The organism is Rufibacter roseus (assembly GCF_001647285.1).
GTDB classification, from domain to species: domain Bacteria; phylum Bacteroidota; class Bacteroidia; order Cytophagales; family Hymenobacteraceae; genus Nibribacter; species Nibribacter roseus.
The window spans coordinates 272386-298768 of the sequence record NZ_LRML01000001.1 but is presented as its reverse complement, the minus strand read 5'-3'; the positions used below and the strand labels follow the sequence as shown (position 1 = coordinate 298768).

Annotated in this window: 19 protein-coding genes; 11 read left to right on the top strand and 8 right to left on the bottom strand. The window is 46.4% G+C overall.

Annotated elements, in window-relative coordinates:
- Window positions 1-2 precede the first annotated feature (2 nt).
- From A8O23_RS00950 to A8O23_RS00930, 5 genes are all read right to left on the bottom strand, one after another.
- The gene (locus A8O23_RS00950; RefSeq protein ID WP_066615423.1) at window positions 3-2318 is read right to left on the bottom strand and encodes a beta-N-acetylhexosaminidase; all 2316 of its coding nucleotides are present in this window, start codon (window positions 2316-2318) and stop codon (window positions 3-5) included.
- A gap of 5 nt (window positions 2319-2323) precedes the next feature.
- Entirely contained in the window at window positions 2324-2998 is a 675-nt protein-coding gene (locus A8O23_RS00945; RefSeq protein WP_066615421.1) for an SGNH/GDSL hydrolase family protein, read from the bottom strand.
- Between the two features lie 88 nt (window positions 2999-3086).
- Window positions 3087-4220, bottom strand: a complete 1134-nt coding sequence (locus A8O23_RS00940; RefSeq protein WP_066615419.1) for an SGNH/GDSL hydrolase family protein — start codon at window positions 4218-4220, stop codon at window positions 3087-3089.
- A 33-nt stretch (window positions 4221-4253) separates the two neighbouring features.
- Window positions 4254-5429 carry a copper amine oxidase gene (locus tag A8O23_RS00935; RefSeq protein ID WP_066615416.1) on the bottom strand — a complete coding sequence of 392 codons (1176 nt, stop codon included), beginning with the start codon at window positions 5427-5429 and terminating at the stop codon, window positions 4254-4256.
- Between the two features lie 484 nt (window positions 5430-5913).
- A complete protein-coding gene (locus A8O23_RS00930) occupies window positions 5914-6399 on the bottom strand; it encodes a DUF4112 domain-containing protein (RefSeq protein ID WP_066615415.1) in 486 nt (161 codons plus the stop codon).
- Window positions 6400-6787: 388 nt separating this feature from the next.
- Between A8O23_RS00930 and A8O23_RS00925 the strand changes: the two genes are divergently transcribed.
- From A8O23_RS00925 to A8O23_RS00915, 3 genes are all read left to right on the top strand, one after another.
- Window positions 6788-8059, top strand: coding sequence for an ROK family protein (locus A8O23_RS00925; RefSeq protein WP_066615412.1), 1272 nt, complete (start codon window positions 6788-6790; stop codon window positions 8057-8059).
- Window positions 8060-8550: 491 nt separating this feature from the next.
- Complete coding sequence (locus A8O23_RS00920) at window positions 8551-9840, top strand: N-acetylmuramoyl-L-alanine amidase (protein ID WP_082882826.1); 1290 nt, start codon at window positions 8551-8553, stop codon at window positions 9838-9840.
- Between the two features lie 112 nt (window positions 9841-9952).
- Entirely contained in the window at window positions 9953-11224 is a 1272-nt protein-coding gene (locus tag A8O23_RS00915; protein WP_161486672.1) for an N-acetylmuramoyl-L-alanine amidase, read from the top strand.
- Window positions 11225-11349: 125 nt separating this feature from the next.
- Here A8O23_RS00915 and pruA read toward each other — a convergent pair whose 3' ends face one another.
- The 3 genes from pruA to A8O23_RS00900 form a co-directional block, all read right to left on the bottom strand.
- The gene (gene pruA, locus A8O23_RS00910) at window positions 11350-12981 is read right to left on the bottom strand and encodes an L-glutamate gamma-semialdehyde dehydrogenase (RefSeq protein WP_066615403.1); all 1632 of its coding nucleotides are present in this window, start codon (window positions 12979-12981) and stop codon (window positions 11350-11352) included.
- Window positions 12982-13264: 283 nt separating this feature from the next.
- Window positions 13265-14101 (bottom strand): metallophosphoesterase family protein, encoded by an 837-nt coding sequence (locus tag A8O23_RS00905; protein ID WP_082882825.1) that lies wholly within the window; start codon window positions 14099-14101, stop codon window positions 13265-13267.
- 84 nt (window positions 14102-14185) lie between these two features.
- Window positions 14186-14926 (bottom strand): nucleotidyltransferase, encoded by a 741-nt coding sequence (locus tag A8O23_RS00900; RefSeq protein WP_066615402.1) that lies wholly within the window; start codon window positions 14924-14926, stop codon window positions 14186-14188.
- A gap of 217 nt (window positions 14927-15143) precedes the next feature.
- On the opposite strand from A8O23_RS00900, the gene A8O23_RS00895 reads away from it, so the two are divergent.
- From A8O23_RS00895 to A8O23_RS00860, 8 genes are all read left to right on the top strand, one after another.
- A complete protein-coding gene (locus tag A8O23_RS00895; RefSeq protein WP_317039501.1) occupies window positions 15144-15623 on the top strand; it encodes a hypothetical protein in 480 nt (159 codons plus the stop codon).
- Window positions 15624-15658: 35 nt separating this feature from the next.
- Window positions 15659-16315 (top strand): porin family protein, encoded by a 657-nt coding sequence (locus A8O23_RS00890; RefSeq protein WP_066615401.1) that lies wholly within the window; start codon window positions 15659-15661, stop codon window positions 16313-16315.
- 138 nt (window positions 16316-16453) lie between these two features.
- Window positions 16454-18400 carry a DNA polymerase III subunit gamma/tau gene (locus tag A8O23_RS00885; RefSeq protein ID WP_066615399.1) on the top strand — a complete coding sequence of 649 codons (1947 nt, stop codon included), beginning with the start codon at window positions 16454-16456 and terminating at the stop codon, window positions 18398-18400.
- A 68-nt stretch (window positions 18401-18468) separates the two neighbouring features.
- Window positions 18469-19008 (top strand): hypothetical protein, encoded by a 540-nt coding sequence (locus A8O23_RS00880; protein ID WP_066615398.1) that lies wholly within the window; start codon window positions 18469-18471, stop codon window positions 19006-19008.
- A gap of 783 nt (window positions 19009-19791) precedes the next feature.
- Entirely contained in the window at window positions 19792-22755 is a 2964-nt protein-coding gene (locus A8O23_RS00875) for a M16 family metallopeptidase (RefSeq protein WP_066615396.1), read from the top strand.
- Window positions 22756-23268: 513 nt separating this feature from the next.
- Window positions 23269-24807 (top strand): alpha-L-arabinofuranosidase C-terminal domain-containing protein, encoded by a 1539-nt coding sequence (locus A8O23_RS00870; protein ID WP_066615395.1) that lies wholly within the window; start codon window positions 23269-23271, stop codon window positions 24805-24807.
- Window positions 24808-25043: 236 nt separating this feature from the next.
- Window positions 25044-25679, top strand: a complete 636-nt coding sequence (locus A8O23_RS00865; protein ID WP_239693295.1) for a DUF4412 domain-containing protein — start codon at window positions 25044-25046, stop codon at window positions 25677-25679.
- Window positions 25680-25869: 190 nt separating this feature from the next.
- The gene (locus A8O23_RS00860) at window positions 25870-26376 is read left to right on the top strand and encodes a GNAT family N-acetyltransferase (protein ID WP_066615389.1); all 507 of its coding nucleotides are present in this window, start codon (window positions 25870-25872) and stop codon (window positions 26374-26376) included.
- The last annotated feature ends 7 nt before the right edge of the window (window positions 26377-26383 follow it).

Here is a 26383-nt window from a genome sequence, read left to right as displayed (position 1 = left end):
TTCTACTTTACAATAATTTCATCAGCCATCAGAAAGGCAGCCCCTCCGGCCCCAGGGTGTCCAGGAGGACAAACTCCCACGTTTTTGGCTTTTACTTTTATGTATCTTACTTTGTCATTTCCTCCTTTCAGTGAGAAAGCTTTCACCACTGCTTTCTCCTGCAGCATTGGTACCTGATGCGTGGCCACAGACATTCTTTTGAACTCCTTGCTCTCCCCCGCTACCCACAGCTCAACTAAAGTTGGAAGAAAAATCCACGAATTTGCGTCTTGCAGAAATCTGGTGGCCACTTCTTTTACCATTTCCTCTTGGCCTAAATCAATGACCACCTCCAGATCTTCTTTTTCAAAGCCTTGCCAGAAACCTTTTCTATAGTCCTCATCGCCTAAAATACCGTCAGTGAGCGCCAATGCACCACCGCCCGAGTAGGAAGCATGGTAAGGATTTTCCAATTCCGACTTTTTGTGCAACGCCTGGTGCCTCACAAAAACTGCTTCAACTGGGGCATGCCATGGTTGCTGCCCTTTGAAAGGCACAACTTTCAAGGTAGCTGAGGAAGAAAATTGTATTGGTTTACCAGTATAAACCGGAGCGTGTAGAGTAGGAACGGTTCCGTCTAGTGTGTAATGCAACTGCACATTTGGCAAACTCGGCTGCAACATCACCTCAAACTGATTACTATCAACCACATAAGACGGCTTTACTTTAACCGGCATTTCTTCAAACCCATAGCGCACGCCCCATTTCTCTAAGTAGCCATAATGAGTTTGTAAGCGGGACTGAAACTCCGGATAAGGCCGCCCATGACTTTCTGTCCACACATTTTCGGCAAAAGCCAAAAGACGTGGGAATACCATGGCATCTACTTTATTTTCTGGTGTTTCTTCCGTCCAGAGGGCAGCTTCAGCACCAAGCACTAATTTCGTCCCAGCTTCTGGGAGGCTTGTTGGCACAACAGGGGTAGCATACACTTTCTCAGTGGTGGTAATGCCGCTGTTCAAATCAAAGTAAAAGCTACTACGTGGTGAAACCACCACCTTTGCTCCTTTTTCCACAGCTTCTTTAACTGCATCAACTCCATGCCATGCTTGAATCACGGCGCCTGTGTCTACCCCTCCTTGCATTACCTCGTCCCAAGCAACTGCTTTTTTGCGGTTCTGCTGCAACAGGTTTACTATTCTTTGGGTGAAGTATCCCTGCAACTCCTCTTCATTAGCCAGCCCCTGGCGTTTCATGAGTTGTTGGCATTTAGCACAGGTCTTCCACCTTTGCTTAGGCGCCTCGTCACCGCCAATGTGCAAATACTGCCCTGGGAAAAGAGCCGCTACTTCCGCAAAGACATCAGAAAGAAACGTGTAGGTTTTCTCATTGCCGGCACATAAAATATCCGGATGCACCCCTGCCTTGTTAGAAACGGCAAAAGGACCGCCAGTGCAGCTTAATTCAGGATATGCCGCCAGTATGGCTTGAGTATGCCCTGGCACATCAATTTCCGGAATCAAAGTTACTTGGCGCACCTGCGCATAAGCCACCAGCTCCTGTATGTCAGAGGCAGTGTAATAGCCTCCATGACGACTCCCGTCTGGCTCTTTCCGCCAAGCACCCACCGTCGTCAAATTTGGATAAGCCGGAATTTCCAAGCGCCACCCTTGGTCATCGGACAGGTGCAAGTGCAGCGTGTTGAGTTTGTAAAAAGATATGTGGTCTATGTAGCGCTTTAAGATCTCTTTGGAAAGAAAATGCCGGCTCACATCTAGCATAAGGCCTCGCCAGCCAAAACTTGGGGCATCCTGAATCTCCACCACTGGGAGCTTAATGTTAGTTAATTGGCCATTCTGAAAATCTGCACTCTGAAGCAACACCATTTGCCGCAAGGTTTGTACCGCCCAAAACAACCCTTGTGGGCTGATGGCCTCGGCTACCACACCTGTTGGTTGCACAGAGAGCACATAACCTTCAGACCCAACGGCAAGCAACGGGTTAATTTTTAAAAGAATGGTGTTGGCAGGTGTAGCCTCCTGTTGCTTTACCTCCAACCCCAAGGAGGTTGCCTCTTGTAGAGCCTGCGCCAAAAACTGAGCTGTGTTTAGAACCTCAGCAGAGCTCTCTTTCTCAATATGAATGCAGGTTTGGGCATTCAGGAGAAATGTGCCCTTGCCCTGCTGCATTTGGCGGGGTTGTGGAATCAGCTTTAAGGCATTCCCCACCCATGCATCATCTTGCAGAACTTGTGTAGAGGAGGAACAGCCCATGGCCCAGCAAAGTATCATTATCGCCCACGCGCCTAACCCCTTCTTATGCAGCAGGCCTTTTACCATAGTTTCTATTTGCGCAGATACGGTTGTACAATTTGCCTCCACAACTCATAGCCCGCAGGGGTCATATGCAAACCATCGCCCACAAACAATTCTGGCTTTGGTTTTCCGTCTGAACCCAACATGGCAGAACTAACATCTACAAATTTTACATTTGAGTGCCAAAAGGCATAGCGCTTGATCTTTTTGTTGGCCTTCTCCATTTCAGGGTATAGGTTCCACCGGGCTAGGCTGGGTTTAATAGACAGATATACCAACTCCGCCTTTGGCAGCTCCTTCTTCATTTTCTTGGCAAATGCCTTGAACTGCTCAAAAGTCATCTCAGCATTTTTGCCACTGGCTATGTCGTTGTCTCCAGAATAAAGAAATACTTGCTTGGGCTGGTATTTCTTGACAATGCGGTCGAAGTAAAAGGTAGCATCATTTATCCGGGATCCTCCGAACCCACGCATGATGATAGGATAATCAGGAAAATCTTGCGGTAAACTGCGCCAGCCTCTAATGGAAGAGCTACCTGTAAAAACAATGCCGCCAGGGGCTGGCATGTTAGCGCTGTCTAATTTTTCAAAAGCTTGTATCTCCTTTTCCCAAATAGCGGAATTATCTGGTTTTTGAGCCAACGCTGGCGAAACCAAAAACAGGATATAGAAGCTTATGGCTGTAATGAATGTTAGTTGTTTCATGGTGAAGGGTTAAAGATTTAATTGGAACTGAATCCCGCTGTTTTGGGGCTATTTTTCTAAAAACAGCCCCAAAACAGCGGAAAAGCACCTATGGCAGCTTTACTTTTTTATCTATTCTTTTTATTTCTTTCGCTAACTCATTAGCTAAGTGGGCGAATCCCAAATCGGTTAAATGAATACCATCTACCGTTCCCTCTCCGCTGGACACCATCAGGTTTTTGTTGTCAAGGTAGAAGAGGTTCTTTACTCCTTCTGACTGTAACTCTTTATAAGCCTGCTGTAGGTGCTTGTTCTTAGTCTGCACTAAGTTTGATACCCTTTGGTTTGCCCAACTATGAGCATAGTTTATATTTTCTACTAATAGAATAGGCGTATTCGGCTTAGCGGCCCGCAGCATTCTCACCACGGCCAAAGTGCGGGGAAGCACTTCCTCTGGTTGCAAATTCGGTAAGCAGTCTAACACAAACAAAGCAGGATCTAACTCCGTCAGCAGATTCGCCATTCCCTCATCCATTTTGCCATTTCCGGAGAATCCTAGATTGACGGTTTCACGGTTAAGGCAGCGCCCAATGATAGCAGGGTACGCCATTCCCGGACGAGACGCGCAGGCTCCTTGGGTAATGGAGGTTCCGTAAAAAACGATAGGTTTCTTCTGAGGCTCCGTCAAACCACTGATGGTTGAACCGTTTTCTACCCCAATAGCCACTGAATCTACTCCATCATAGAGAGGCAAATAAAGCATGAACTCCTTCTGCCCCGAGGGCAAATTGGTCGCAATTTCATCTTCGTTCTTTTTGCCTGATGGCTTACCCACTCCAACCCAGCGCCAGTTCTGCCCCTCTCTGGCGTAAAGGTCTACCCCTTTCACAACTGTTGGCGCCATGTGGCTGAAACTGTTGTTGGCCCGAACACTCCATTTCACCTTAATGGTAGTTGAGTTAGTGGCAAACTGCACGTAAAGACCCGCAGAGTGTTGGCTAAGTTTCCAAACCGCAGGAGAAACTACTCCTTGGGCTTTGGCAGGCAGACGGGTAAAGGTTTCTTGCAATTCTTGCCAGCCTAAGCCCCGGATGCCAAACTTGTTCACTGGGTGCCATTCTATTTTCTCAGGGCTAGCGGCTGCTTTTACGTTTACCTGGGCTTCCTTTTGTTTTCCTTCCGTGGCGGAATACGCAAACAGCAAGAAGGCCAGCAGAATTTGAATAGACGTTGTATGCTTCATTAGGCAGAGCCTCTATTGTATCAATACTTTGCGTTACTTCATGTCTACCGGCACAAAAATGAGCGGCGTAGGCAAGCAAGATGCTCCAGGAGGTGAATAAGTGAATTTAATGGTTTGCACCTCTCCGTTTGGAGCTGGCGGATAAATCTGTATAAGAATAGCTTCAGGGTCTTTTTTAGTATTTAGTCGGTCACTAGGCAACTGAACAATACCGCCTTCATATTTACCTTTGTCCATGACCATGGTAGTGGCCATTCCACCGCACCATTTGTTATCATCGGCGCGGGAGTTCCAAGTCACTAGCGCTAAACCTTTGCTGTCAGTGCTTTTCCACTTCAACTCCACTTCATACATCACTCCGTAGTTCCCAGCCAAACTTGCCACTTCGCCTCTGGAGCTTTCGTAGCCCTGCACCCATGGATCCTTCTTGCCATCCGCCAAAATTAACTCGGCGGCACCGTTTTTAGTATCAAGTATGGTGTCAGTCAAAACGCGGTAGTTGCTCACGCCAAATACACCACGCCCAGCTCCACTATGCCCTTTAGGCGGCAACACGTCTTTTATTCTTTTCAAGGCTGCAGGGCCAGAGGTTTTTAAATCTGTTTGGATCACGCTCACCTGACCAGGCTGATCAATGACAAATTCATAGAAACCATGCACCAGCTCGTCATATTTCACAACGTTCTTTTCCAACTTTTCATCTATGGCAATAGCCTGACCGGGTTTAATGGTTCTTATTTTTTCTTCCGGCTTAGAGGCAAAATAATCAGCCAGACCCTCTTTACCTGATTTGAAGTAGTTTGTGGTAGGCTTCTGCGAAGAATACTTGAGCATGCGCAAGTGCATATCAGAAGTTCCGGTATTCTTAATGACTGCTGTGATTTTACGGTCAATTTTAGATGGCTCTTGCACCCCATTCACATTGTACACATAAAGCCGTACTGCGCCAGGCTGCACCGGCTCTTGAAAAGCAATGGCTTCAGGTACTCTAATGTATTCTGGATCGTCAGAAATAAGATACTGCGGCCCTGGCTGTACTATTTTATGGTATTCAATAGAAGGGAAATTCTGTTTTAGAAACCCAGGAAGTTCCACAATAGATCCTTGCTTTGTTTGCAGTAAAGCTTGGTTGAGTTTTGGGTCTAAAGATTGGCCATACGCAAACCCACTCACAGTTAACAAGAGAAGCAGTTGAGACAGTTTTTTCATAAGGAGGAAATAACAGATGGTATGTTGGTTGCACGCTTTCACCTATAGCTCTTACCAATAGGCGGAATAAATATAGAATAAATTTCTTATTAAATAAAATTAAAATTTAGATATTCTTTTTAAATTTTAAATTAACAGATCGTCTCTTTTTTAAATTATAAGCAGATCTAATGATATAATAAAACTAACGCTCATGAAAGAACTTTCCGAAAGAAGTTCCTCCATGAGGCGTTAGTTGCAAAAGAAAAATGAGTTAGATAAGCTCAGGGCTAAGAACTGAAGAACAATATAAAAGTTGAGTACAAGGTAAATGTACTGAATTAGCATGCAGAGCAGTTTACCCTGCTCACAATAGCAAAGGCAATACCAACGTAGAGTAAAAATCTGCACCCAGGGGAGAAAAGACTGCTACAGAGATAAAGACTACCTATTTTAAGGTGCTAATAAAATTGTTTCAAGAACCTTACCATAAAGATGGCGCTTCTTACCACATGGAAGAAGCCCAGCCCCATAAAAGTTCAACTAATTTCCAGACCACGTATATGAGTAGAGCAAACAACAGTAGAAAAGCCACCAACACTCCAACCATAAAACCAGTACCCTTTCCTTGGTATTTGCCCTCTTGGTAGTGACGGCGCAGCAGGTTCATATTACGCTGATTCGCTTTGTAGGTAAAGTCAAAAATCCAGCCTATTATAGGGATTGCCCCAATTACTGCATCAAGGAAGATATTGAACAACATCCGCAAAACTAAATAGCGACTGGCGCCATGTTTTGCCATGGTCATAACCAATACGCCTGACATGGCAAATGAACCGAGATCACCTACCACCGGTATTAAACCTATTATAGGATCCAACCCAAAGCGAAACTTAGTACCAGGCAGGCGGAACTGATTATCTAATAATCGGGAGACAGAATCCACCCATTTCAGGCGTTCATCTATTGGCGGCGATGGTCTGTTATTCATAAATTTTGGTTTTGTTTCCTCTTACGAAATACTGTACAGTAAGATCATATACGGAGCTTCTCAAGCCCCTAATCTTAAATTCTTCTGCCAACATATTCATGAACGAGGGCGTCCTTTTGTGCCATCAAAAAGAAATGTTCTTTGACCTGCTGCAGCCCCAATTAGATATTACACCTTTCAGTTTTGGGCTTGATAAGTAAAGCGATAATAGATCATAGCTCTCCTTCTATTAGCAAATAACTTTTTAATAATTCAACCTGCAGCCTTTCCAATCAATATAAACACTCTACTCAACCACGCCTATTTTTTATTTTTTTTAGTCATTCATCTTGATTTTATTTAAAAAGTTTTATAATTGCGTAACTATAAAATCATACTAATTAAATTTATGACTGAAGCCCTCGCAAAAAAAACAAAAAAGGCTAAAACCTTCATAGAGGAAATTAACAGCGACATTCCGCCTGGGGTAGCGTTTAAAAATGTAAATCTTAAGAAGAAGGTTATATCTTATTTTGCCAACATAGGCAACGCAACTATTGCAGAACTGGGCAAAGAACTCAATTTAAGCGTTCCTAAAATCACCAGCATTTTAAACGATTTAATTAGTGAGGGCTTGGTACAGGACCATGGTAAAGTTGACTCTACCGGGGGGCGTAAACCAAATGTATATGGCTTAGTACCTGACTCAGGCTTTTTCTTGGGTATTGATGTCAAAACCCACCACATCAATATAGGTCTGACGGATTTTCAGAAGAACCTGATTAGCAACATAAATAATTACCCTTACCGCCTTAGCAACTCTGAAGAGTCACTAGAGGAGCTTTGCGCCATTATCACCAAATTTATTGAGGAGCTTCCGGTGCCTAAGTCTAAAATATTGGGCATAGGCATTAACCTTTACGGCCGTATCAACTACGCCAAAGGGTATAACTACAATGTATTCCATTTTAATGATGACCCGCTCAGCAAGATTATAGAAGAGCACGTGGGTATAAAGGTGTTTCTTGAAAATGATTCGCGCGCCATGGCCTACGGCGAGTTCTGTTCTGGCGTAGTAGAAAAAGAGAAAGATGTATTGTTCCTGAACCTTGACTATGGAATTGGTATGGGTGTTATGATTAACAACCAACTCTACTACGGCAAGTCAGGGTACTCTGGTGAGTTTGGCCACATTCCGGTTTTCCAGAACGAAATTATCTGTAAATGCGGCAAGAAAGGCTGCCTGGAAACAGAGGCTTCAGGCTGGGCCCTGATCAAAATGTTCAAGGAACGGTTGCAGGCCGGTGCTTCTACTCTAATTGATCTGAAAGACGGGGAGTTGGAAGACCTGAAACTGGATGACATCATCGCGGCCGCGCAGAACGATGACGTGCTAGCAATTGAGTTGATTGCCAAAGTGGGCAAAAAGATTGGCAAGGGCATTGCCTTGCTCATTAACATTTTCAATCCTGAGCTGATAATTCTTGGGGGCAGCCTATCTTCTACTGAAGATTACATTCTCCTGCCCATTAAGAGCGCCATCAACAAGTACTCTCTGAGTCTGGTAAACAATGATACTCAAATCAGAATATCTGCCTTAGGAGAACAAGCGGGAGTTATTGGCGCTTGCCTATTGGTAAGACAAAAGATGTTTGCTCTGGAGCACAACATATATGTATAGGCCTTAAGTTGTTTACCTTCTAACCCTTTTGAAGGTAACTTAAAAGCGAAGAAATAACATCACCCGAAAGCTGCGGTGTTTTGGCCCTACTTTTCTGAAAAGCAGGGCAAAAACTCCGCAGCTTTTTGTTTAACAGAAGTTAGTAGTCTACTATAGAATATACTTAAATTTAAAATTTCTGCTTAGCCATTGAACACTACTTAACTCAGAAGTTGATACAGACTCAACTGAAAATAAATAAGGGCTAAACTATTGATAATAAATAAAATTATTATGTAATTAATCCTTTCAAATTATAATCAAAAATAACTGCTACGCTCAATTGGCCGCCACTCAAGGCCAGACATTGACTGCACATGACAAAGTATTGGTTTTGAAGTTTTATGCCCCCTATATGAACTTTACTTGTAGCTTCTCCCTTACATTTTTATGATCAAGGCTCAGCCGCTATCATAACCCACACAACCTTAGCACCTTTATATCAAACCAACATGACTAAACATATACCATCACTTTTAACATTGCTAGCTTTTTTCGGTTTTACCGGAGCGGCCTATTCCCAGCAAGGGGTGGTAAAATCCACCACTATAGCAGTTCAACCTGCAAACTCTTATCAAGTTGAGGCTAACTCGGCAGAAGCTGTTGGCTTAAAATGCGAGTCTTGTGTAATGGAACAAGCCTATTTTGTAGTGGGGCAAGACACAGTAAAAGTAACGCAAGATGCTCACGCTGACATGGCGGCGCTGGTGTTTCTGCCCTCCAAGCAGAAAACAGTTACTTTTTATAGCGGCACGATTAAAGGCGACTTAAGCCTTAATTTTATGAATGGCACGCCTACTAAACCCATTGCCAAGAAAGGGGTGACCTTGCGCACCGGAGACGGTAACTGTTCTTTTGAAGTAGTACCGCCATCTGTTTGGAGAGCCGGCTTAAATCAGCCAAGCTATACACCAGGCTTTTCCACTACCAATGTAATTGCGGTGCACCATGGCGCCTCAGCTAATACCGCCCCCACTTACGAGGAATCTTTGCGCGTTTTAAGGAGTTATTATACTTACCACACTACCCCAAAAGCTAATGGAGGTAACGGTTGGTCTGATATTGGCTACAACTACCTGATTGGCCCAGACGGTACCATCTTTTTGGGAAGAGAGAAATTAAGTTGGCAAACCAGAGACTCTGATGAAATAATTGGAGCTCACCTTTGTGCAATGAATACTAACACTATGGGTATTTGCATGATTGGAGATTATTCCAATCAGATGCCCACAGCCAAAGCTTTAGAATCTTTGTACAAGCTGATCAAATGGAAAGCCGAAAAAAGCAACATCGATCTTGATTCCAGAGTTTTACACCCTGCTGACCCAAATAGAACACAAAATAATATTCCAAGATTGATTGGTCACCGCGAGGGACCTTGCTCTACCACTTGCCCTGGAGAGCTCTTCTACAAAAACCATTTTATTAGCCCAGCCAATCACCCTGACCGCCCTATTCGCAATGAGGTGGGGAATGTTTGCGAGGTCCCGCTTGGTTTTACTAATGAAGAAATGAACCAGATTGTGGTAGTATACCCTAACCCCACCAATGGCAGCGAGCTTAAAGCTAACTTTGAATACAGAACCGTAGCGGTGCACGCTCTAGATGGAAAAGTAATTCGGCCTGCCACTAAAAAGTCCGGTGAAAGTATTTCTACCTCAGACTTGGCCAAAGGCATTTACTTTTTACATTTTGATACGCCAGATTATGGCAGAGTAGTAAGAAGGGTTGTCATCAACTAACAGAACCTTATTCATAACAAATCAATACAAGGAGCCCGCTTTTACCATGTCGGGCTCCTTGTTTTTTTACTATAGTTATTTTCACTTCAACTTATATCACCACCTAACCAACATGAAAAAACTTTACTCGCTCCTCTCTCTGTCACTGATTACCTTCTCAGTGCCTGCTCTGGCACAAAACGGTCTTGCCGGAGAAACTGAGCTGAACGTCTCCCCTAATCAGTCTTACCAACTGGAAGCTTTCTCAGCAGATGCTGTGGGTATAAAATGCGAATCTTGCGTGTTTGACAACAGCTACCTGCTAGTAGGCAAAGACACCGTGAAGCTGAAAGCCGACGAACACTCTGACATAATTGTGGCGCTGGCTTCGTTGCCCTCTAAACAAGAAACCGTAAGCTTTTACAGCGGCAGCATTAAGGGCCAGATTTCATTTGATTTTTTCAGCACAGGCAACATAAAAATACCAGAACGGAAAACGGCGGCCCTGCGTACCGGCGATGGTGATTGTACCTTTGACGTGATTCCTACCTCGGTTTGGCGAGCAGGTTTGGCAGAGCCTACTTGGGGAACCACTTATACTAAAACAGAAAATATAGCCGTACACCACGGCGCATCAGCCAACATTAGCACCTATGAGCAGGCAGTGACCACTATACGGCAGTACTACCTGCTGCACCGTAACACAAACGGCTGGGGAGACATTGGCTATAATTACCTCATTGGCCCAGAAGGCTCTATCTTTCAAGGTAGAGAAGTAAAGCCTGGCACATCTTTTACCTCAGATTATATCATGGGCGCTCATTTGTGCGCTATGAACTCAAATAGCATGGGCATTTGCATCATGGGCGATTTCACAAACGTGTTACCCAGCGCCAAGGCTTTAGAATCTCTCTACAAGTTGATTAAGTGGAAGGCGAAAAAGGATAACATAGACATTAACGGCACAGATTTGCACCCAAACACTCCCACTGCCACAAAACCACAAAATCGTATTCCAACCATTATAGGCCACCGTGAAGGTCCTTGTGCCACCGCTTGCCCTGGCAATGCCCTCTATAACTACCTATTCACCAGCCCCACAAATCCTAACCGACTCATTAGAACAGAGGTAGGCAACATTTGTGAGGCACCGCTGGGCCTGACTGAGGAAGAAATGGATTACATCGTAATTGTATACCCTAACCCCACCAACGGCAACGAGCTTAAAGCTAATTTTGAATACAGAACCGTAGCGGTGCACGCTCTAGATGGAAAAGTAATTCGCCCTGCTGCTAAAAAAGCAGGTGAATCTATTTCTACCACTGGTTTAGCCCCAGGTATTTACTTCTTCCATTTCGAAACTCCTGACTACGGTAAGGTAGTACGCCGCGTAGTAGTTAACTAAGCTGCAATAACTCGTTTTAGGCTTCTTTTTCAAAAATATGCCTAAAACCAGAACAGCCCCAAAACGGAATCCGTTTTGGGGCTGTTTTATGAAAAGCAGTGCTAAAACGCTGTTTCTGTACCGGCCTAGTCTTGCTGCAAGAACGGGTAGCGGTAATCTACCGGCGGCACGAAGGTTTCTTTAATGGTACGGGCGGTAGTCCAACGGAGCAGGTTCAGCATAGACCCGGCTTTGTCATTGGTACCTGATGCACGGGAGCCGCCAAACGGCTGCTGCCCTACCACAGCTCCGGTAGGCTTGTCATTGATATAGAAGTTACCGGCTGCGTGAGAAAGCTTTTTAGTGGCTACCTCAATGGCGTAACGGTCATTAGAGAAAATAGCTCCGGTAAGTCCGTATGGCGAAGTTTCATCTACCATTTCCAGTGTCTCCTCAAATTTATCGGCGTCATACACATGCAGCGTTAGCACCGGTCCGAAAAGCTCTTCGCACATGGTCACATACTGCGGGTCCTGCGCCACAATAATGGTAGGCTCAATGAAATAACCCTTACTCTTGTCATAGTTGCCGCCGGCAATAATCTCTACTGAGTCATCCTTCTTGGCGGCATCAATGTAGCGGGCTAATTTATCAAATGATTTCTCGTCAATGACAGCGTTCACGAAGTTGCTGAAATCCTCTGGGTCACCCATTTTGAACGATTTCAAATCTTCCACCACGTAACCTTTCACCTCTTCCCAGATGTTGCTTGGAATGTAGGCTCTTGAGGCGGCAGAGCACTTCTGTCCCTGGTACTCAAAGGCACCACGGCTAATGGCTACGGCCACTTCTTTGGCATTTGCTGATTTATGCGCGACAATAAAGTCTTTACCACCGGTTTCGCCGACAATGCGTGGGTAGTTCCGGTAGGTGTTCAGGTGCTCGCCAATGGTTTTCCAGATGTGGTTGAACACGCCAGTGCTGCCGGTAAAATGAATGCCCGCAAAATGGCGGTTTTTGAAAACCACGTCTCCGGCAGTAGGGCCGTCTACATACACCAGATTGATGACACCATCAGGTAAACCAGCGGCTTTGAACAGCTCCATGATCACCTTGGCAGAATAGATCTGGGTGTTGGCTGGCTTCCAAACAACCACGTTACCCATTAAAGCTGGGGCGGCAGGCAGGTTAGCAGCAATAGATGTAAAGTTGAAAGGAGTAAGCGCAAACACAAACCCTTCCAGAGGGCGGTGCTCCAGGCGGTTCCACATTCCGGGCAATGACTCAGGCTGCATTTTGTAGATCTCGGTCATGTACTTCACATTGAACCGGAAAAAATCTATCATCTCACAGGCAGCGTCAATCTCAGCTTGAAAAGCGTTTTTAGACTGGCCCAGCATGGTGGCAGCATTCATTCTGGCTCTGAAAGGGCCAGCTAATAAATCGGCGGCTTTCAGGAAAATGGCGGCACGACTCTCCCATGGCATTGCTGCCCATTGTTCTCTTGCTGCCAAGGCCGCATCAATGGCTTGTTCCACGTGGGAGGCATCGCCGTAGTGGTAATGGGCAATTACACGCTGGTGATCATGTGGCGGAGTAAAAGGTTGTTTGTTATTGGTGCGCACCTCCTCGCTGCCAATGTACATGGGTATATCCAACTGCTGCTCGCGCAGTTCATGGTATGTTTTCTTCAGTTCTTCTCTCTCTTTGCTACCCGGAGCGTAGCTCTTCACGGGCTCGTTCACCGGAAGGGGAACATTAAAAAATGCGTTGGCCATATTTCTTTGGTAGGTTTAGATTCAAAAAGGCAATAGAACAAAGGTAGGGCTTTCAAATAAAAAAGCTAACAAGCGGTAGCCTGCATCTAAGCTAACGGAGAAGGTGTTTTGCACCTGTTTTCGGAAAAACAAGCCAAAAACGCTCCTTCTATTTCAACCTCTTAGGTTGCATTATTAGCCAACACAGGTTTATCAGCAGAGAATCTATAACTGGCTCAAGCAGAATTCTACGCTAGCGCAACTACCGCAATACAACACCAAACTGCCCCTCTCTTTTGAAACATTACACCTCAAAAATAAAAAACGGCAAGGCTAGGCCTGCCTTCTGCAGAATGGGTTTGGCTACATTGAAAACTTTAACTCCTTTAGAGGTAGCACCTTCCAGTGTTCCCACATGCGCATGACCATGAAAACAGGCCAGTACATTTTGTCTGTTCAACGGCTCCGCCAACCTTGAACAGCCCAAGAACGGATATATAGCCTCAGGCTCTCCCTCTACGGTGGCTTTCACGGGAGCATAGTGCATTATGGCGATTTTTTTTACCTCCGGGTGCTCGGTGTCTAAACGAGAAAGGGCGCTTTCTAACTTGAGAGCCTCGTCTACGGCGGTTTGTACAAAGGCTTTGTTTTCGGCCTCGCCAAACATAGAGAGCATGTGCTGGTCGAATCCTCCGCCATAACCTTTTACTCCGGCAAAACCCACGTTGCCAATCACCAGAGAATCGCCATCCAGAAAATGCACGTTGTCACTGACTAACGCTTTTCTGATGGCTTGATGCTCGTTTTTATCATGGTCATGGTTGCCCAACACACAAATCACCGGAATGGTACATGCTTTCATCTCCTCGCAGAGCACTTCGGCTTCTACTGCGTAACCATGGTCAGTGAGGTCTCCGCAAAGCAATAAAACATCTGCCTGCTGTGAGGCGGCCTTGAAAAACTCAACCCACTTGCCTTTGTCCGTTTCGCGTACGTGAATGTCACCCACAGCGGCAATTCTGAAGGGTTTTGCTGGCTCCTGTGGTTTTACCGGCTGATCAGAAAGCTGCTGTTGCTGTTGCGCAACCGGCTGTAAAGACGACAAAGGCTGCGGGTTGGCATAGGGCTGTTGTTGTTCCATTTTATAGTGTTAATTATTGATTGTTGATTATTTAGACGCCGTTTTCTTTACAAAAACGAGCAACTAATAACGACCAACTAATAACTAAATAGTCACGCTGGTTATAGCTTTGAACCCCCACTCGGTCACGGCTGGGGCATATTGGGTTTGGTCAAACAGCAAGCCGCGGCACACTTTCTCAGTAGGAGGTGGCATGTCGAACTGTTCTTTGGCACGTAGTAAGAGTTCATCAAAAATGTCTCTGGGAATAATGTTGCGTTCAGAAGGGTATACAAACTGGAACAGCAGGAACTGGGCTAGCAGCAGGTGCCAGTGGTGCTGCAAGGTCTCAAATACCCGTCGCCAGTTCATCTTGTCGCCGTAGCGTAAAATCAGGTGGTTCAGATCTGAGCCGTCATAGCGTTCACGGTTCTGCACATAGATTTTGCACTTAAACAGATCCTCGGCGGAAATATATTTAACCGGCACTCCAAACTCTACGCCCTCGGTGGCATGACGGTACCATTTTTCGTTTACAGGGGTAAAACTGCCGGGGTTGTTGAAGATAAAGTCTACATACTTGCCTTCTTTATAGGCTTTAGCCAGCCAGCGGGCATCTACTAATTCAGTCTCAAACCCTTCATCGGCAAACAATTTGAGCAGACGCGGGCAGTCTCCGGCGGTGCAGAATACATCCATATCTTTCATGGCACGTTGCATGCCGGTGTATTGGCGTAGCGCAAAGCCGCCGCCCATCATAAAGGGCAATCCGCTGTCATGCAGCATTCTCAGTGCCTGCGGATAAAATTCCTGGGCCACCTCAGGGGCCATATCGTCCAGTTCCATAGTAATTCTTGTTCGAAAATTTAAGAGAAAAGCCAATCAAAAGAATAGCCCCTACCCTCTCCCTTTTAAAAGATACCGCAGGGTCACCTAAAATGAAGAGACTGTAGGTATAGCATTTACTGAATCCTTAGAAAAATGTTATCTGCAGCAGTAAGGTTGTAAAAGAAGTGCAGGCAAAATATTGTTTCTGCCCTATTTTCAGGAAAACAAGCGTAAAATGCCCCAATCTTTACTACTGCGCTTTACCGCTACTTGTGTAAGTTTGGGGCTGCTAACAATTGACGACTTGATTATGTCTGGAAAAAAAATAAAATATGTGCTGGCGGCAGCTTTTGCCGGACTGGTTATCTGGTTTATCTCTGACTCACTCACCCAACCTGGCGTGCAAGATCTAACAGGAGACTTTGAGGAAGTGGCCATGTACCGCAACGAAAACAACACTGGCCCTATCAAGCGCATATACGCCGTTACTGTGGCAGACACGCTCTGGGACCAGATGCAGGCTTACGGTGATTACATGCCCCACACCAAGTATGGCAACACCAAGGTGTACTTTTTCCTGAAAGGAAAACCGGTGCCGGAAGAGGTGTATCCGGGAGAGCAGAATTTTGAACCCAAATTTCAGCAGCATGCGCTGGCGGTGTATGAGAAAGACGCCATGGGGCAGGTGAGTCTGGTAAAATGGCCGTTTAGGTAAGCAGGTCTTAAACCCTATTTTTACTACTTTTAAAAATGGCTCCCTATTATTACGTGAAAAATTTAATCCTGACACTTTTATTTTTCTATTCTGCAGGCACTTTCTGCTCAGCCCAATCAGAGCCGAACACGTTTCAAATTGGAGTGGTAGCAGGCCCAAGCCATGTTTTCATTCGGGATGATAGAAAGGGGAATGACATAAAAAGTGATTTTAGAGGAGCAGCCGGTATTTCACTGCGCTACAACTTCGGTCTGCTGTTTCTGAAGTCTGATTTGCTCTATGAAAACAAAGGGTACTCATTTGAGCCAAACGGCCTGGTGATCAATGACCCAGCCGTAGTTTCATCTCCGATTTACCACTTCCATTTCCATTACCTCACGCTTCCGGTACTGTTAGGTGTAGATATTCCCGAAACAGGATTTTTTCTAAACGCGGGTTCGTATGGTGGCTTGCTTCTGAACGAAACGGCTACTTCAGACGCCGGCAATTCAGATGGAGCTTCTAACAAGCATAAACACGATTTTGGCCTCTCCGGAGGCGTAGGCTATAGCAAAGCGTTAGCTCCTAAACTGGATGTTAGCGCAGAAGTGCGGCATAATTATGGGTTAAACAACATTCATCCGAGCGACTATCTTCACAAAAACAACTCCACTAGCTTGCTGCTTGGGGTGCATTATACCATCGGCAACTAATTACGTTTTCCTGTTTTGGGCCTGTTTTTGGAAAAACAGGCCCAAAACTCCACCGTCATTGCACAAATCAAAGAACCTTCAGGCAGCTCCTTTTTTCCGTTGCACATTCGAATCAGAATAGATTAACTTTGTAGAGCGATGGAGAATTTTGTTGTATCGGCCCGTAAATACCGCCCGACCACCTTTGACAGTGTGGTGGGGCAGCACCATATTACCACTACCTTAAAAAACGCAATCAGCAGCAACCATTTGGCGCAGGCCTTCTTGTTCTGCGGCCCTAGAGGGGTAGGTAAAACAACCTGCGCCCGTATTCTGGCCAAGACCATCAACTGCCAGAACATTACCCCTGAGGTAGAGGCCTGCAACGTGTGCGACAGCTGCAAGAGCTTCAACAACAACAGCTCATTCAACGTGCACGAGCTAGATGCGGCGTCTAACAACTCAGTGGAAGACATCCGGAATCTGGTGGAGCAGGTGCGTTATGCGCCGCAGACGGGCAAGTACAAAATCTACATCATAGATGAGGTGCACATGCTCTCCAACTCGGCCTTCAATGCCTTTCTAAAGACTCTGGAGGAGCCGCCGGCCTATGCCATTTTCATTCTGGCTACTACGGAGCGCCACAAGATCATCCCTACCATTCTATCGCGCTGCCAGATTTTCGACTTCAACCGTATCCGCATTGAAGACATGGTGCAGCACCTGGACCGCATTGCTACCAAAGAGGAAATTAAAGCCGATGCCGATGCCCTGCACCTGATTGCCCAGAAAGCCGACGGCGCCTTGCGTGATGCTTTGTCGATCTTTGATCAGATGGTGACCTTCTCCGGAAACCACCTCACCTACAAAGCCACGGTGCAGAACCTGCACATCCTGGACTATGACTATTACTTCCGCCTCACTGATTTTCTGCTCACCCAGAACCTGAGCGGCGCGTTGCTTTTATATGATGAAATCCTGAAAAACGGATTTGACTCCCATAACTTCATACTGGGCATTGGCGAACACTTCCGTAGCCTACTGGTGTGCAAAGACACTGTTACGGTGCAACTGCTACAGGTATCTGAGAATATCAAGGCGCAGTACGCGAAGCAGTCGCAGGAGGCAAGCCTTAGTTTTCTTTTGTCTGGTCTGAACCTGGTAGGCACCTGTGACCAGAACTTTAAGTCAGCGAAAAACCAGCGGCTCCATGTAGAACTTCTGCTCATGAAGCTGGCGCATCTGCCCCACGCTCTGCAACTGGCCTCAGACGTCTCTTTAAACGGAGACGTCAAAAAAAAAATTAATGGAAGTTCCGGCGTAGCCCATCAGGCATCAGCTGGTTCGACTCCTGCCCTGGGCACATCATCGGCTCCTGTTTCTGCACCAGAACCTGCCTCTTCGGGGCAGCCAGTTTCAGGTAGCTTTCAGAAAAACGGCGCAGAAACGCACCACAACACTGCCCCCGCCGACATGGATGCGGGCCAAGAGCCGGTATTTGACACCTATCCTGCTGAGGCACCATCTCCGGTTCCTTCCGTGGCGAAACAAGCCCCGGCACCAGCGGCGGCAACAGCTCCGGCTGCTCCTTCAAGGGCAGCAGCCTCTCCCCTGTCTGGTCGGAAGCTTTCAAAACTGCCTAGCCTGAAAAACATTGAAGAGCAAGTGGCGGCCAAGGCAGCACCGGCGGTGGAAGTACTGGAAGAGGAAACTGAAAATTACGTACCGGGCTCCTTGCCCACTATCAACGAGCAGCGGTTGCGGCAGCTGTGGCAAGCCTACGTAAATCAGGTAAGGAACACTGATCGCACATTGGAATACACAATCCTGAACCGCGAATGGACCTTTGACGCTGAAAAAGCAGAAGTTCACCTACACGTGGAAAACGACGTACAGGTGGCTGAGTTCAATAGCTTCAAACCAGAGTTTCTGATGTATCTGCGGCAAGGCTTAGGCCATAACCGTCTGCAAGTGCATATTGACGTGGTACAGCAGGAAAATGGCCGTAAGCTGTACACCACCCAAGATAAATACAATTACCTGTCGGAGATGTACCCTGTGTTGAAAGACTTGAAAACTAGGTTAGGCCTGGACACTGACTTTTAAACCGAAGCCCCTCAAAACCTGTACGCCCTATCTTCCCGTACAGGTTTTTTCATTTATACCACCCCATCATGAGCCACCTCTTCAACCGCAAAACCGATGCTTTTTTTGGCAGCCTCCGTTTCTTAGGCTACGTGCTTTTACCGGCAGGCATCATTCTGGGGGCCTCCCCTTTGTGGTCTGGGGCAGACAAAGTTCAAATGATCTCGGTTGGAGCGGTATTGTTCTTGCTGGGCATTCTCTTCCAAAGTACCTACCATGGTTTCCAGATTGACTTCAAGCGCCGCCGCGTGCGCGAGTACCTGAGTATGTTCGGAATAAAAACAGGCGAATGGGCTCCTTTGCCTGCCTTTGAGCGCGTGGTACTCACCTCCAACCTCGGTTCCGCCCATAACCATGACCATGGCCATGATCATGCACATCAACACGACCATAAGCCCGCCCCACTGGTAACCTGGTACACCATCAGCCTTTTCTCAGATTCAGAACACGCCGATTACGAGCTAAGAACCGACAACTCTGAAGATGCCCTATCTACCCTAAAGCTGCTAGCTGAGCGACTAGGAATTTCAGCAGTAGATAAAACTCGCCCATTGGATCCATTCTCTTAGTAAAACGCTACTGCCGCAGACACCTGCAGGTCTTGAAGACACTTCGAGATTATTGAGCGGGCCTCTTATAAATTCTGAGTCCTGAGTTCTGAGTCGCGAGTCTTGAGTCAAAAAGAAGTAACCTAAGACCAAACCCTCCTTAGCGTTTCCTGCGGGAGCGGGCAACGCAGTGCCAAGGGCACGTAGGCGCTTAGCGGGAGCACGAGGCACAGGTTCAACTCAGCAGTAGCCGCCGGTGCTATGAAACAGTGCACGCTGGCCAGGTGGTAAATTTAATGAAGCCCCTTTTGTCTGAGCGGCAGCGAGTCTGGGGCTTCTTGATTCTTTTGGTTACTTTTCTCATCAAGGAGAAAAGTGACAAACCCTAGCAAGGAGAGATGCAGCTTGAGATGAGGCAGAAGCGATTGTGGGTGCAAAAGCTTTTTAGGTTGTTGGTGAGAACACGCAACAACGGCGGGTGATAAGGTGGCGGTGGGTGCAAAAGTCTTCGTTAGATCCTTCGGCTAGCGCTCAGGACGACCGCGAAAGAGGGATGACCGCAAAAGAGAGGGATCAGGAATACGACAGTTTGAAAGTGTAAACATCCCCCTTCGCCCCCTTCAAAGGGGGAGTTCCTACAAAAATAGGTTGAAAGCATTGATACGTTTTAAAGCAGATTATTGAAAAACAGGCCGAAAACGCTTATTACTTCTAACACCACCACCTTTCACACAACAGTTAGAAAATCAACATCAAATACAATCATTCGCTATATTTGAATAGAACCCACAACCCAACAAAGCAGTGAAGAAAAGAATCCTTCTACTTTCCCTGATAGGCTCGGTGCTGTTTGCCCAGTGCAAAACCAGCACGCCATCCCAAACCGCGGCACCCACTGAGACAACGGCTACCGCACCTACTGCCAAAAAAGAATTCACCTACACCACCGTACCTAACGATCCGCTCAAAACCCGCATTTACACTCTAGATAACGGCCTGAAGGTATATCTTTCCCAGTATAAAACAGCTCCTAGAATTCAGACCTACATTGCGGTTCGCGCCGGCAGCAAGAATGACCCCGCCGATGCCACTGGTTTGGCACATTACCTGGAGCACATGGCTTTTAAAGGCTCTACCCGTTTGGGCACCACCAACTGGGAGAAAGAGCAGCAGGAATTAGCCAAGATTGAGGCGCTGTATGAGCTGTACCGCACCCAAAAAGACCCAGAACTGCGCAAGAAAACCTATCACCAGATAGATTCTATTTCGGGCGTGGCGGCCACTTATGCCGTACCGAATGAGTATGACAAACTAGTGGCAGCCATGGGCATGAAGGGCTCCAACGCCAGCACCTGGGTTGAGCAAACCATCTACTACGGCGATATCCCCAGCAACCAACTAGAGAAGTGGGCTATGTTAGAGGCCGAGCGCTTGGGCGTCATGATTCCGCGCTTGTTCCATACTGAGCTGGAGGCCGTGTATGAAGAGAAGAACCGGTCACTGGACTCTGACAACAACAAGGCCTTTGAGGCGGCTTTCGCGGCGCTGTGGCCTACGCACCAGTACGGTACCCAAACCACTATTGGCACCGTGGAGCATCTTAAAAACCCGTCTATCACAGAAATTAAGAAGTACTTTGAGAAGTACTACGTGCCCAACAACATGGCCATTGCCATGAGCGGCGACTTGGAATTTGACGAGACCATTCGATTGATTGATGAGCACTTCGGACGTTGGGAGAAAGGCCCGGAGCCGGAGTACAATGCCCCGCAGGAGAAACCTATCACCTCTCCGGTGGTGCGGGAAGTGTACGGGCCAGAGGCTGAAATGCTGTTGATGGCATACCGCTTTCCGGGGGTAAAATCAAAAGACGCGTTGGTACTGCGCATGATCAATGAAATTCTGAGCAACGGCCAGGCTGGATTAATTGACCTGAACATTAACCAGAAGCAGGCGGCGCTGGGAGCCGGTTCCTTCGCCGAAATCTACAACGACTACAGCGCACACTTCCTGAGTGGCAGTCCGCGCGAAGGTCAGACCCTGGACCAGGTAAAAAACCTACTGTTGCAGCAAATTGAGTTGGTGAAGAAGGGCAAGTTTGAAGATTGGTTGATTCCGGCTATCGTCAATAAGAATAAGATTGCCAAAATGCAGAGCTACGAAAGCAACGCCGCCCGCGCCACCGCATTTGTAGACGCTTTTATTGCCCAAATGGATTGGGCCGAGTACCTGAAACGCGAAGAAGCATTTGAGCAAATCACTAAGCAAGATGTGGTGGAAGTGGCGAACCGCTACTACGGCAACAATTACGCAATTGTATACAAACGTACTGGTCAAGACCCCACTGCCCAGAAAGTAGAAAAACCGACTATCACGCCGGTACCCGCCAACCGCGATGCCCAATCTGACTACTACAAATTAGTGGCTAGCGTACCGTCTACCGATCTGGAACCGCAGTTTGTTGATTACAAGAAAGACCTGCAGGAAGGCAGACTGAAATCTGGCATTCCAGTTTACTACACCCGCAACCAAGAGAATGGCCTGTTCAACCTGTACTACGTGGTGGAAATGGGCACGAACCATGACCCAAAAATTGGCTTGGCCGTTGACTACCTACAGTACCTGGGCACCGACAAGTACACCGCTGAAGAACTGCAAAAAGAGTTTTTTAAGATTGGCTGCAACTTTGGCGTGAGTTCAGGTCAGGAGCAAGTATATGTGTACCTCAGCGGACTTGATACCAACCTAGAACAAGGCTTACAGCTGTTTGAAAGCCTGCTGCAAAACCCTAAAGCAGACAAAAAGGCGCTGGAAGATTTAGTAGACGGCATTTTAAAAGACCGCGAAAATGCGAAGCAAGACAAGAACATTATTCATGGGGTGGCCATGGTCAATTACGCCAAGTACGGACCTAAGAACCCTTTCACGAATATTCTATCGGCGAAGGAGCTCAAGAAAGTAAAGCCACAGGAACTGCTGACTATCATCAAAGACATACCATCTTACCAGCACCATGTGCTGTACTATGGGCCAAGACCGCTACAGGCTATTACCACTACCCTGAACACGGGTCATCAAGTACCAGCCTTGTTAAAACCAGTGCCTGATCAAAAAGCGTTTAATGAGCTCTCCATCAAGAAGCCAATGGTGTACTGGACCGACTATGACATGGTACAGGCGGAGCTGATTTTCCTGTCTAAATCTGTCAATTATGACCCCAAGCTGGTGCCGGTTGCCCGCTTGTACAATGAGTATTTTGACGGCGGTATGGGCGCTATCGTTTTCCAGGAGCTACGCGAATCAAGGGCGCTGGCTTACTCCGCCAGTTCGCGCTACAGCATTGCCAATAAGCAAGGCCGTGCAAATTATGTGGTTTCCTATATTGGCACACAAGCCGACAAACTACCCGAGGCAATGGCCGGCATGCAAGGTCTTCTGAATGATTTACCAACTGCCCAAGCCAACTTTGAAAATGCCAAAGCATCAGTCCGCAACAGCATTGCTACGGAACGCATTAACAAGTCAGGTATACTAATGAGCTATGAGAGCGCCCGCAAACTGGGCATTGACCACGACATCCGCCGTGATATCTATGAAAGTTTAGGCGCCCTTACCTTTGAGCAGATTCAAGCTTTCCATAAACAGCATATAAAAGAGCAGAATCAGGCAATTCTGGTGATAGGCTCAAAAGATAGGCTCAACTTCAAAGAATTAGCCAATTACGGCACTGTAAAAAAGCTGACGTTGAAGGAGCTGTTTGGGTATTGATATAGTTGTTTGTGATTAGTAATCAGAGTTTAGGGAAAGGAGCAGCTGTAACGTTGCTCCTTTTTTGTTTTTAAGCTGTTTTGTTAAAAAGAAGCCAAAAACAGAATCTGTGAAATAATAAATAATTGAGTAAATGCTTGAGACGGTTAAACGAATGTTTTCTACCACAGCATTGATCTTGCCACTTCATTGACTAGAACTTAAATTAATGCAATACCTTTTCCATATTCAATAACAAATAACCGCACTTATTATGTTTGATAAACTATAGCCATCCACTTGCAGGCGCCACCAAATTATTAGCTGACCATTTTTATAGTGCTCGAGCAAACTATTTAACTATCGCTATTACCTTCTAAAAAAGATTTATCTACCTTACAAAATAAAAAATAGACAAAACCAGTAGACCTCGTCAGAATAATTAGTACTTTAGAAAATAATCTATCTGTAAAGTACAAGAACACTTCGATTGAAAGAACTAGGGAGGTTTCTTGTTATGACTAGGAAACAAAAATGGAACGTCGTGAATTTGTAAAGCTGTCAGCAGGGTTGGCGGTTACGTCTGTGGTAGGCCCCTCTTTTATTTTCCGGCCAGAAGAATATGCCGAAGCTTCTGTTTTGGTGCACCCTAAGCGGGAAATTGGTCGGGTGGACAAAAAAGTGTACGGCCATTTTCTGGAACACGTGGAGAATGTGGTGTACAAAGGCATCTTTGACCCTAAATCTCCTTTGTCAGATGACCTGGGCTTGCGGTTAGATGTGATACAGGCTATCAAAGACATGGGCGGCGCCCACACCTTGCGGTGGCCCGGGGGCAACTTTGTGAGTTATTACCACTGGAAAGACGGCATTGGGCCCAGAGAGAAAAGGCCCGAGAAGTTCAGCGTGGTGTGGTCTGAGATGGAAAGCAACCAGTTCGGCACCGATGAATACATGGCCCTGTGCAAAAAGCTGGACTGCGAGCCGTTCATAACCGCTAACATGGGCAACGGCACCATTGAAGAAGCCTGCGAGTGGGTGGCCTATTGCAAAAATAAAAAAGACATGCCACCGGTGAAAATTTGGGGCCTGGGCAACGAGCACTTCGGGCCGTGGCAGGTGGGCCATTATACCGCCGAACAATATGGTCGCATGGCCCAACAATACGGGCTTTTTATGCGGAACGTAGACCCTTCCATTAAATATGTGGGCGTGGGCTTTACCGAGCCTGAGTGGAACGAGACGGTGCTGAAACACAGCGGCGAGTACATGGACTGGATGACTATTCACCTCTACGGCCACCGAAACTTCCTGGAAGGGAAAGACGATTTTGACCAGTTGGTAGCTACCCCCTTTTTCTTTGAAAAGGAGATAAAAGAAATAGAAGGGACGCTGGAAGCCTATGAGAAAACCAGTAACCGCAAAGAACCCATCCAGATCTGTCTGGAAGAGTGGAATGACCGCCACCTAAACAAAGACAAACTGCTACGCAACAGCCCCCGCAACATAGTAGACGCCCTTTTTGTTGCCGGGATCTTCAACGCCTGCCTTCGCAACGCCTCCCGCGTAACCATGACCAATTACGTGTTCCTGCTCAATGCCCACGCCCCTATTATGGTGCTGGATAATGGGGTTTTAAAGTCGGCCACGTTTGATGTGTACAGGCTTTTCTCTACTGTTATGGAGCAGGTGGCGGTGAAAGCAGATGTTAAATGCAACACGTTTACCACTACCCTCTCCCAGTCGCCCGGGTATAGAATTGAGCCGCCCACGGTAACGGCACCCAGACTAGACGTGTCTGCTACAGTAAGCCCAGATGGTAAGAAACTGGTGCTGTCTCTCCTGAACCTGGAAAAAAATAAACCGGTACGGGTGAAACTAGACGTAGCCGGACAAAAGCTTGCCAAAAGCGGCACCCTACACACCCTCTATACCAAAGACATGACGGCTATTAACACCGTGCAAAACCCCAATACTGTCAGGAGCGTGAGCAAAGCTTTGAAGGGCGCAGTTACTTCAGTAGAACTGCTACCCCACTCAGTTAACTTCCTGGAATTATCTTTAGAAGCCTAAAGTACTTCATTAGCAGACTGCGCAGAAGAACAGGCAATTTCTACTATTACCGGTAAGAAAACGTCAGCATCAAGAAGTTCTCAAATGCACGCCTAAAAAAAAGGCTACATCAAAGATGGTGTATAGATAAGTTGCCGAAGTAAAATGTAAATTAAAAGGAACAGCCTGCAGTTGTTCCTTCTTTTATTTCAATATATCTTTAGAAAACTATATTTTAATTCTCAATACCCTTTATTATGAAAAGAACCTTATCGGCAGCTATTCTAGTCATGCTGTTGACTTTTACCGCATTTGCCCAAAGCTTTGAGGGTAAGATTACTTATCAGGTAACGTATAAAAGCAAAACTCCCAACCTGACTAGTGAGCAACTCTCTGAAATGATGGGCAATACTCAGGAGTACTTTATGAAGGGCGGGAATTATAAATCTTTGCTGAACGGATCATTGGTTCAATGGCAATTGTACCCTAGTCAAGACACGGTGGTATACAGCAAAATGTCCAATACTTCTTCAGTGTATTACACAGATGCTACAAAGGCGCAGGAAGAAGTGGTAAAGGCTGAGATAAAGAAAGGAGCTACTACCATTTCTGGCTACTCCTGCGATGAGCTAACCCTCACCCTTGCCTCTGGCTATGTAGAAAAATATTATTTCAGCCAAAAATTACCAGTAGATGCCAAGCTGTTTTTGAACCATAATTATGGCAATTGGTACGCCTTCTTAGAAAAGGCCAATGCTGTGCCTTTAAAAATGGTGGTGGATAGTGAGCTTTTTGTGATTGAATCTGTGGCTACAGAGGTTAAGCCCATGAAATTGGCAGACTCCCTCTTCAAATTGCCTGCAGGAGCAACACTAGAAAAAAGCCCTTTCTAAGCACAGCATTCATGTAGTGGTGTTTTGGGCCTACTTTACCGAAATCAGGTCCAAAACGCCGCAGAAAGCCAATAACTATAACTCTAAGGTTCTGTTCAGGTGCAAAAAGTCCTAGCCAGAGTTCTGTAGTTTATCTGCAGTATTTAGCTTCTAATTTCCTATTCCAACCACCTCCTTCACAACCAAATCAATGCCCTGCATCATAGAGACTGACAGATTGATACTGAGGGAATTTACTCTCCAAGACACTGGTTTCATCATAAATTTATTGAACAGCCCTGGCTGGCTGCAGTTTATTGGTGACAGAAATATTAAAACAGAGGAACAGGCAGAGAGTTACCTTGCCAACGGGCCAATAAAAAGTTACGGACAAAACGGCTACGGCCTTTGGTTGGTACAGCTGAAAGACAACTCCCGTTCTATTGGCATGTGTGGAATTGTCCGTAGAGATACCTTAGAACATCCAGACTTGGGGTTTGCCTTTCTGCAAGAATACACGGGTCAAGGCTTCGCCTTTGAAGCAGCCAAGGCCACCATGGTGTATGCAAAGTCTGATTTGGCCATACCGACTCTTTCTGCTATTACTTTGCCGGAGAACCAAAGGTCCATAAAGCTTTTAGAAAAGCTAGGGTTCCGCTACCAAAGCCCTATTACCTTTCCGGGGACTACGACAGAGTTGCTGTTGTATATACACTAAACCCTTA

Excerpts from the sequence above, each read along its gene's own strand:
- pruA (WP_066615403.1), bottom strand. The coding sequence starts at position 12,981 with ATGGCCAACGCATTTTTTAATGTTCCCCTTCCGGTGAACGAGCCCGTG.
- A8O23_RS00935 (WP_066615416.1), bottom strand. The coding sequence starts at position 5,429 with ATGAAAAAACTGTCTCAACTGCTTCTCTTGTTAACTGTGAGTGGGTTT.
- A8O23_RS00950 (WP_066615423.1), bottom strand. The coding sequence starts at position 2,318 with ATGGTAAAAGGCCTGCTGCATAAGAAGGGGTTAGGCGCGTGGGCGATA.
- A8O23_RS00890 (WP_066615401.1), top strand. The coding sequence starts at position 15,659 with ATGGCTCCCTATTATTACGTGAAAAATTTAATCCTGACACTTTTATTT.
- A8O23_RS00870 (WP_066615395.1), top strand. The coding sequence starts at position 23,269 with ATGGAACGTCGTGAATTTGTAAAGCTGTCAGCAGGGTTGGCGGTTACG.
- A8O23_RS00915 (WP_161486672.1), top strand. The coding sequence starts at position 9,953 with ATGAAAAAACTTTACTCGCTCCTCTCTCTGTCACTGATTACCTTCTCA.
- A8O23_RS00860 (WP_066615389.1), top strand. The coding sequence starts at position 25,870 with ATGCCCTGCATCATAGAGACTGACAGATTGATACTGAGGGAATTTACT.
- A8O23_RS00885 (WP_066615399.1), top strand. The coding sequence starts at position 16,454 with ATGGAGAATTTTGTTGTATCGGCCCGTAAATACCGCCCGACCACCTTT.
- A8O23_RS00925 (WP_066615412.1), top strand. The coding sequence starts at position 6,788 with ATGACTGAAGCCCTCGCAAAAAAAACAAAAAAGGCTAAAACCTTCATA.
- A8O23_RS00945 (WP_066615421.1), bottom strand. The coding sequence starts at position 2,998 with ATGAAACAACTAACATTCATTACAGCCATAAGCTTCTATATCCTGTTT.
- A8O23_RS00940 (WP_066615419.1), bottom strand. The coding sequence starts at position 4,220 with ATGAAGCATACAACGTCTATTCAAATTCTGCTGGCCTTCTTGCTGTTT.
- A8O23_RS00880 (WP_066615398.1), top strand. The coding sequence starts at position 18,469 with ATGAGCCACCTCTTCAACCGCAAAACCGATGCTTTTTTTGGCAGCCTC.
- A8O23_RS00905 (WP_082882825.1), bottom strand. The coding sequence starts at position 14,101 with ATGGAACAACAACAGCCCTATGCCAACCCGCAGCCTTTGTCGTCTTTA.
- A8O23_RS00895 (WP_317039501.1), top strand. The coding sequence starts at position 15,144 with ATGCCCCAATCTTTACTACTGCGCTTTACCGCTACTTGTGTAAGTTTG.
- A8O23_RS00920 (WP_082882826.1), top strand. The coding sequence starts at position 8,551 with ATGACTAAACATATACCATCACTTTTAACATTGCTAGCTTTTTTCGGT.
- A8O23_RS00865 (WP_239693295.1), top strand. The coding sequence starts at position 25,044 with ATGAAAAGAACCTTATCGGCAGCTATTCTAGTCATGCTGTTGACTTTT.
- A8O23_RS00930 (WP_066615415.1), bottom strand. The coding sequence starts at position 6,399 with ATGAATAACAGACCATCGCCGCCAATAGATGAACGCCTGAAATGGGTG.
- A8O23_RS00900 (WP_066615402.1), bottom strand. The coding sequence starts at position 14,926 with ATGGAACTGGACGATATGGCCCCTGAGGTGGCCCAGGAATTTTATCCG.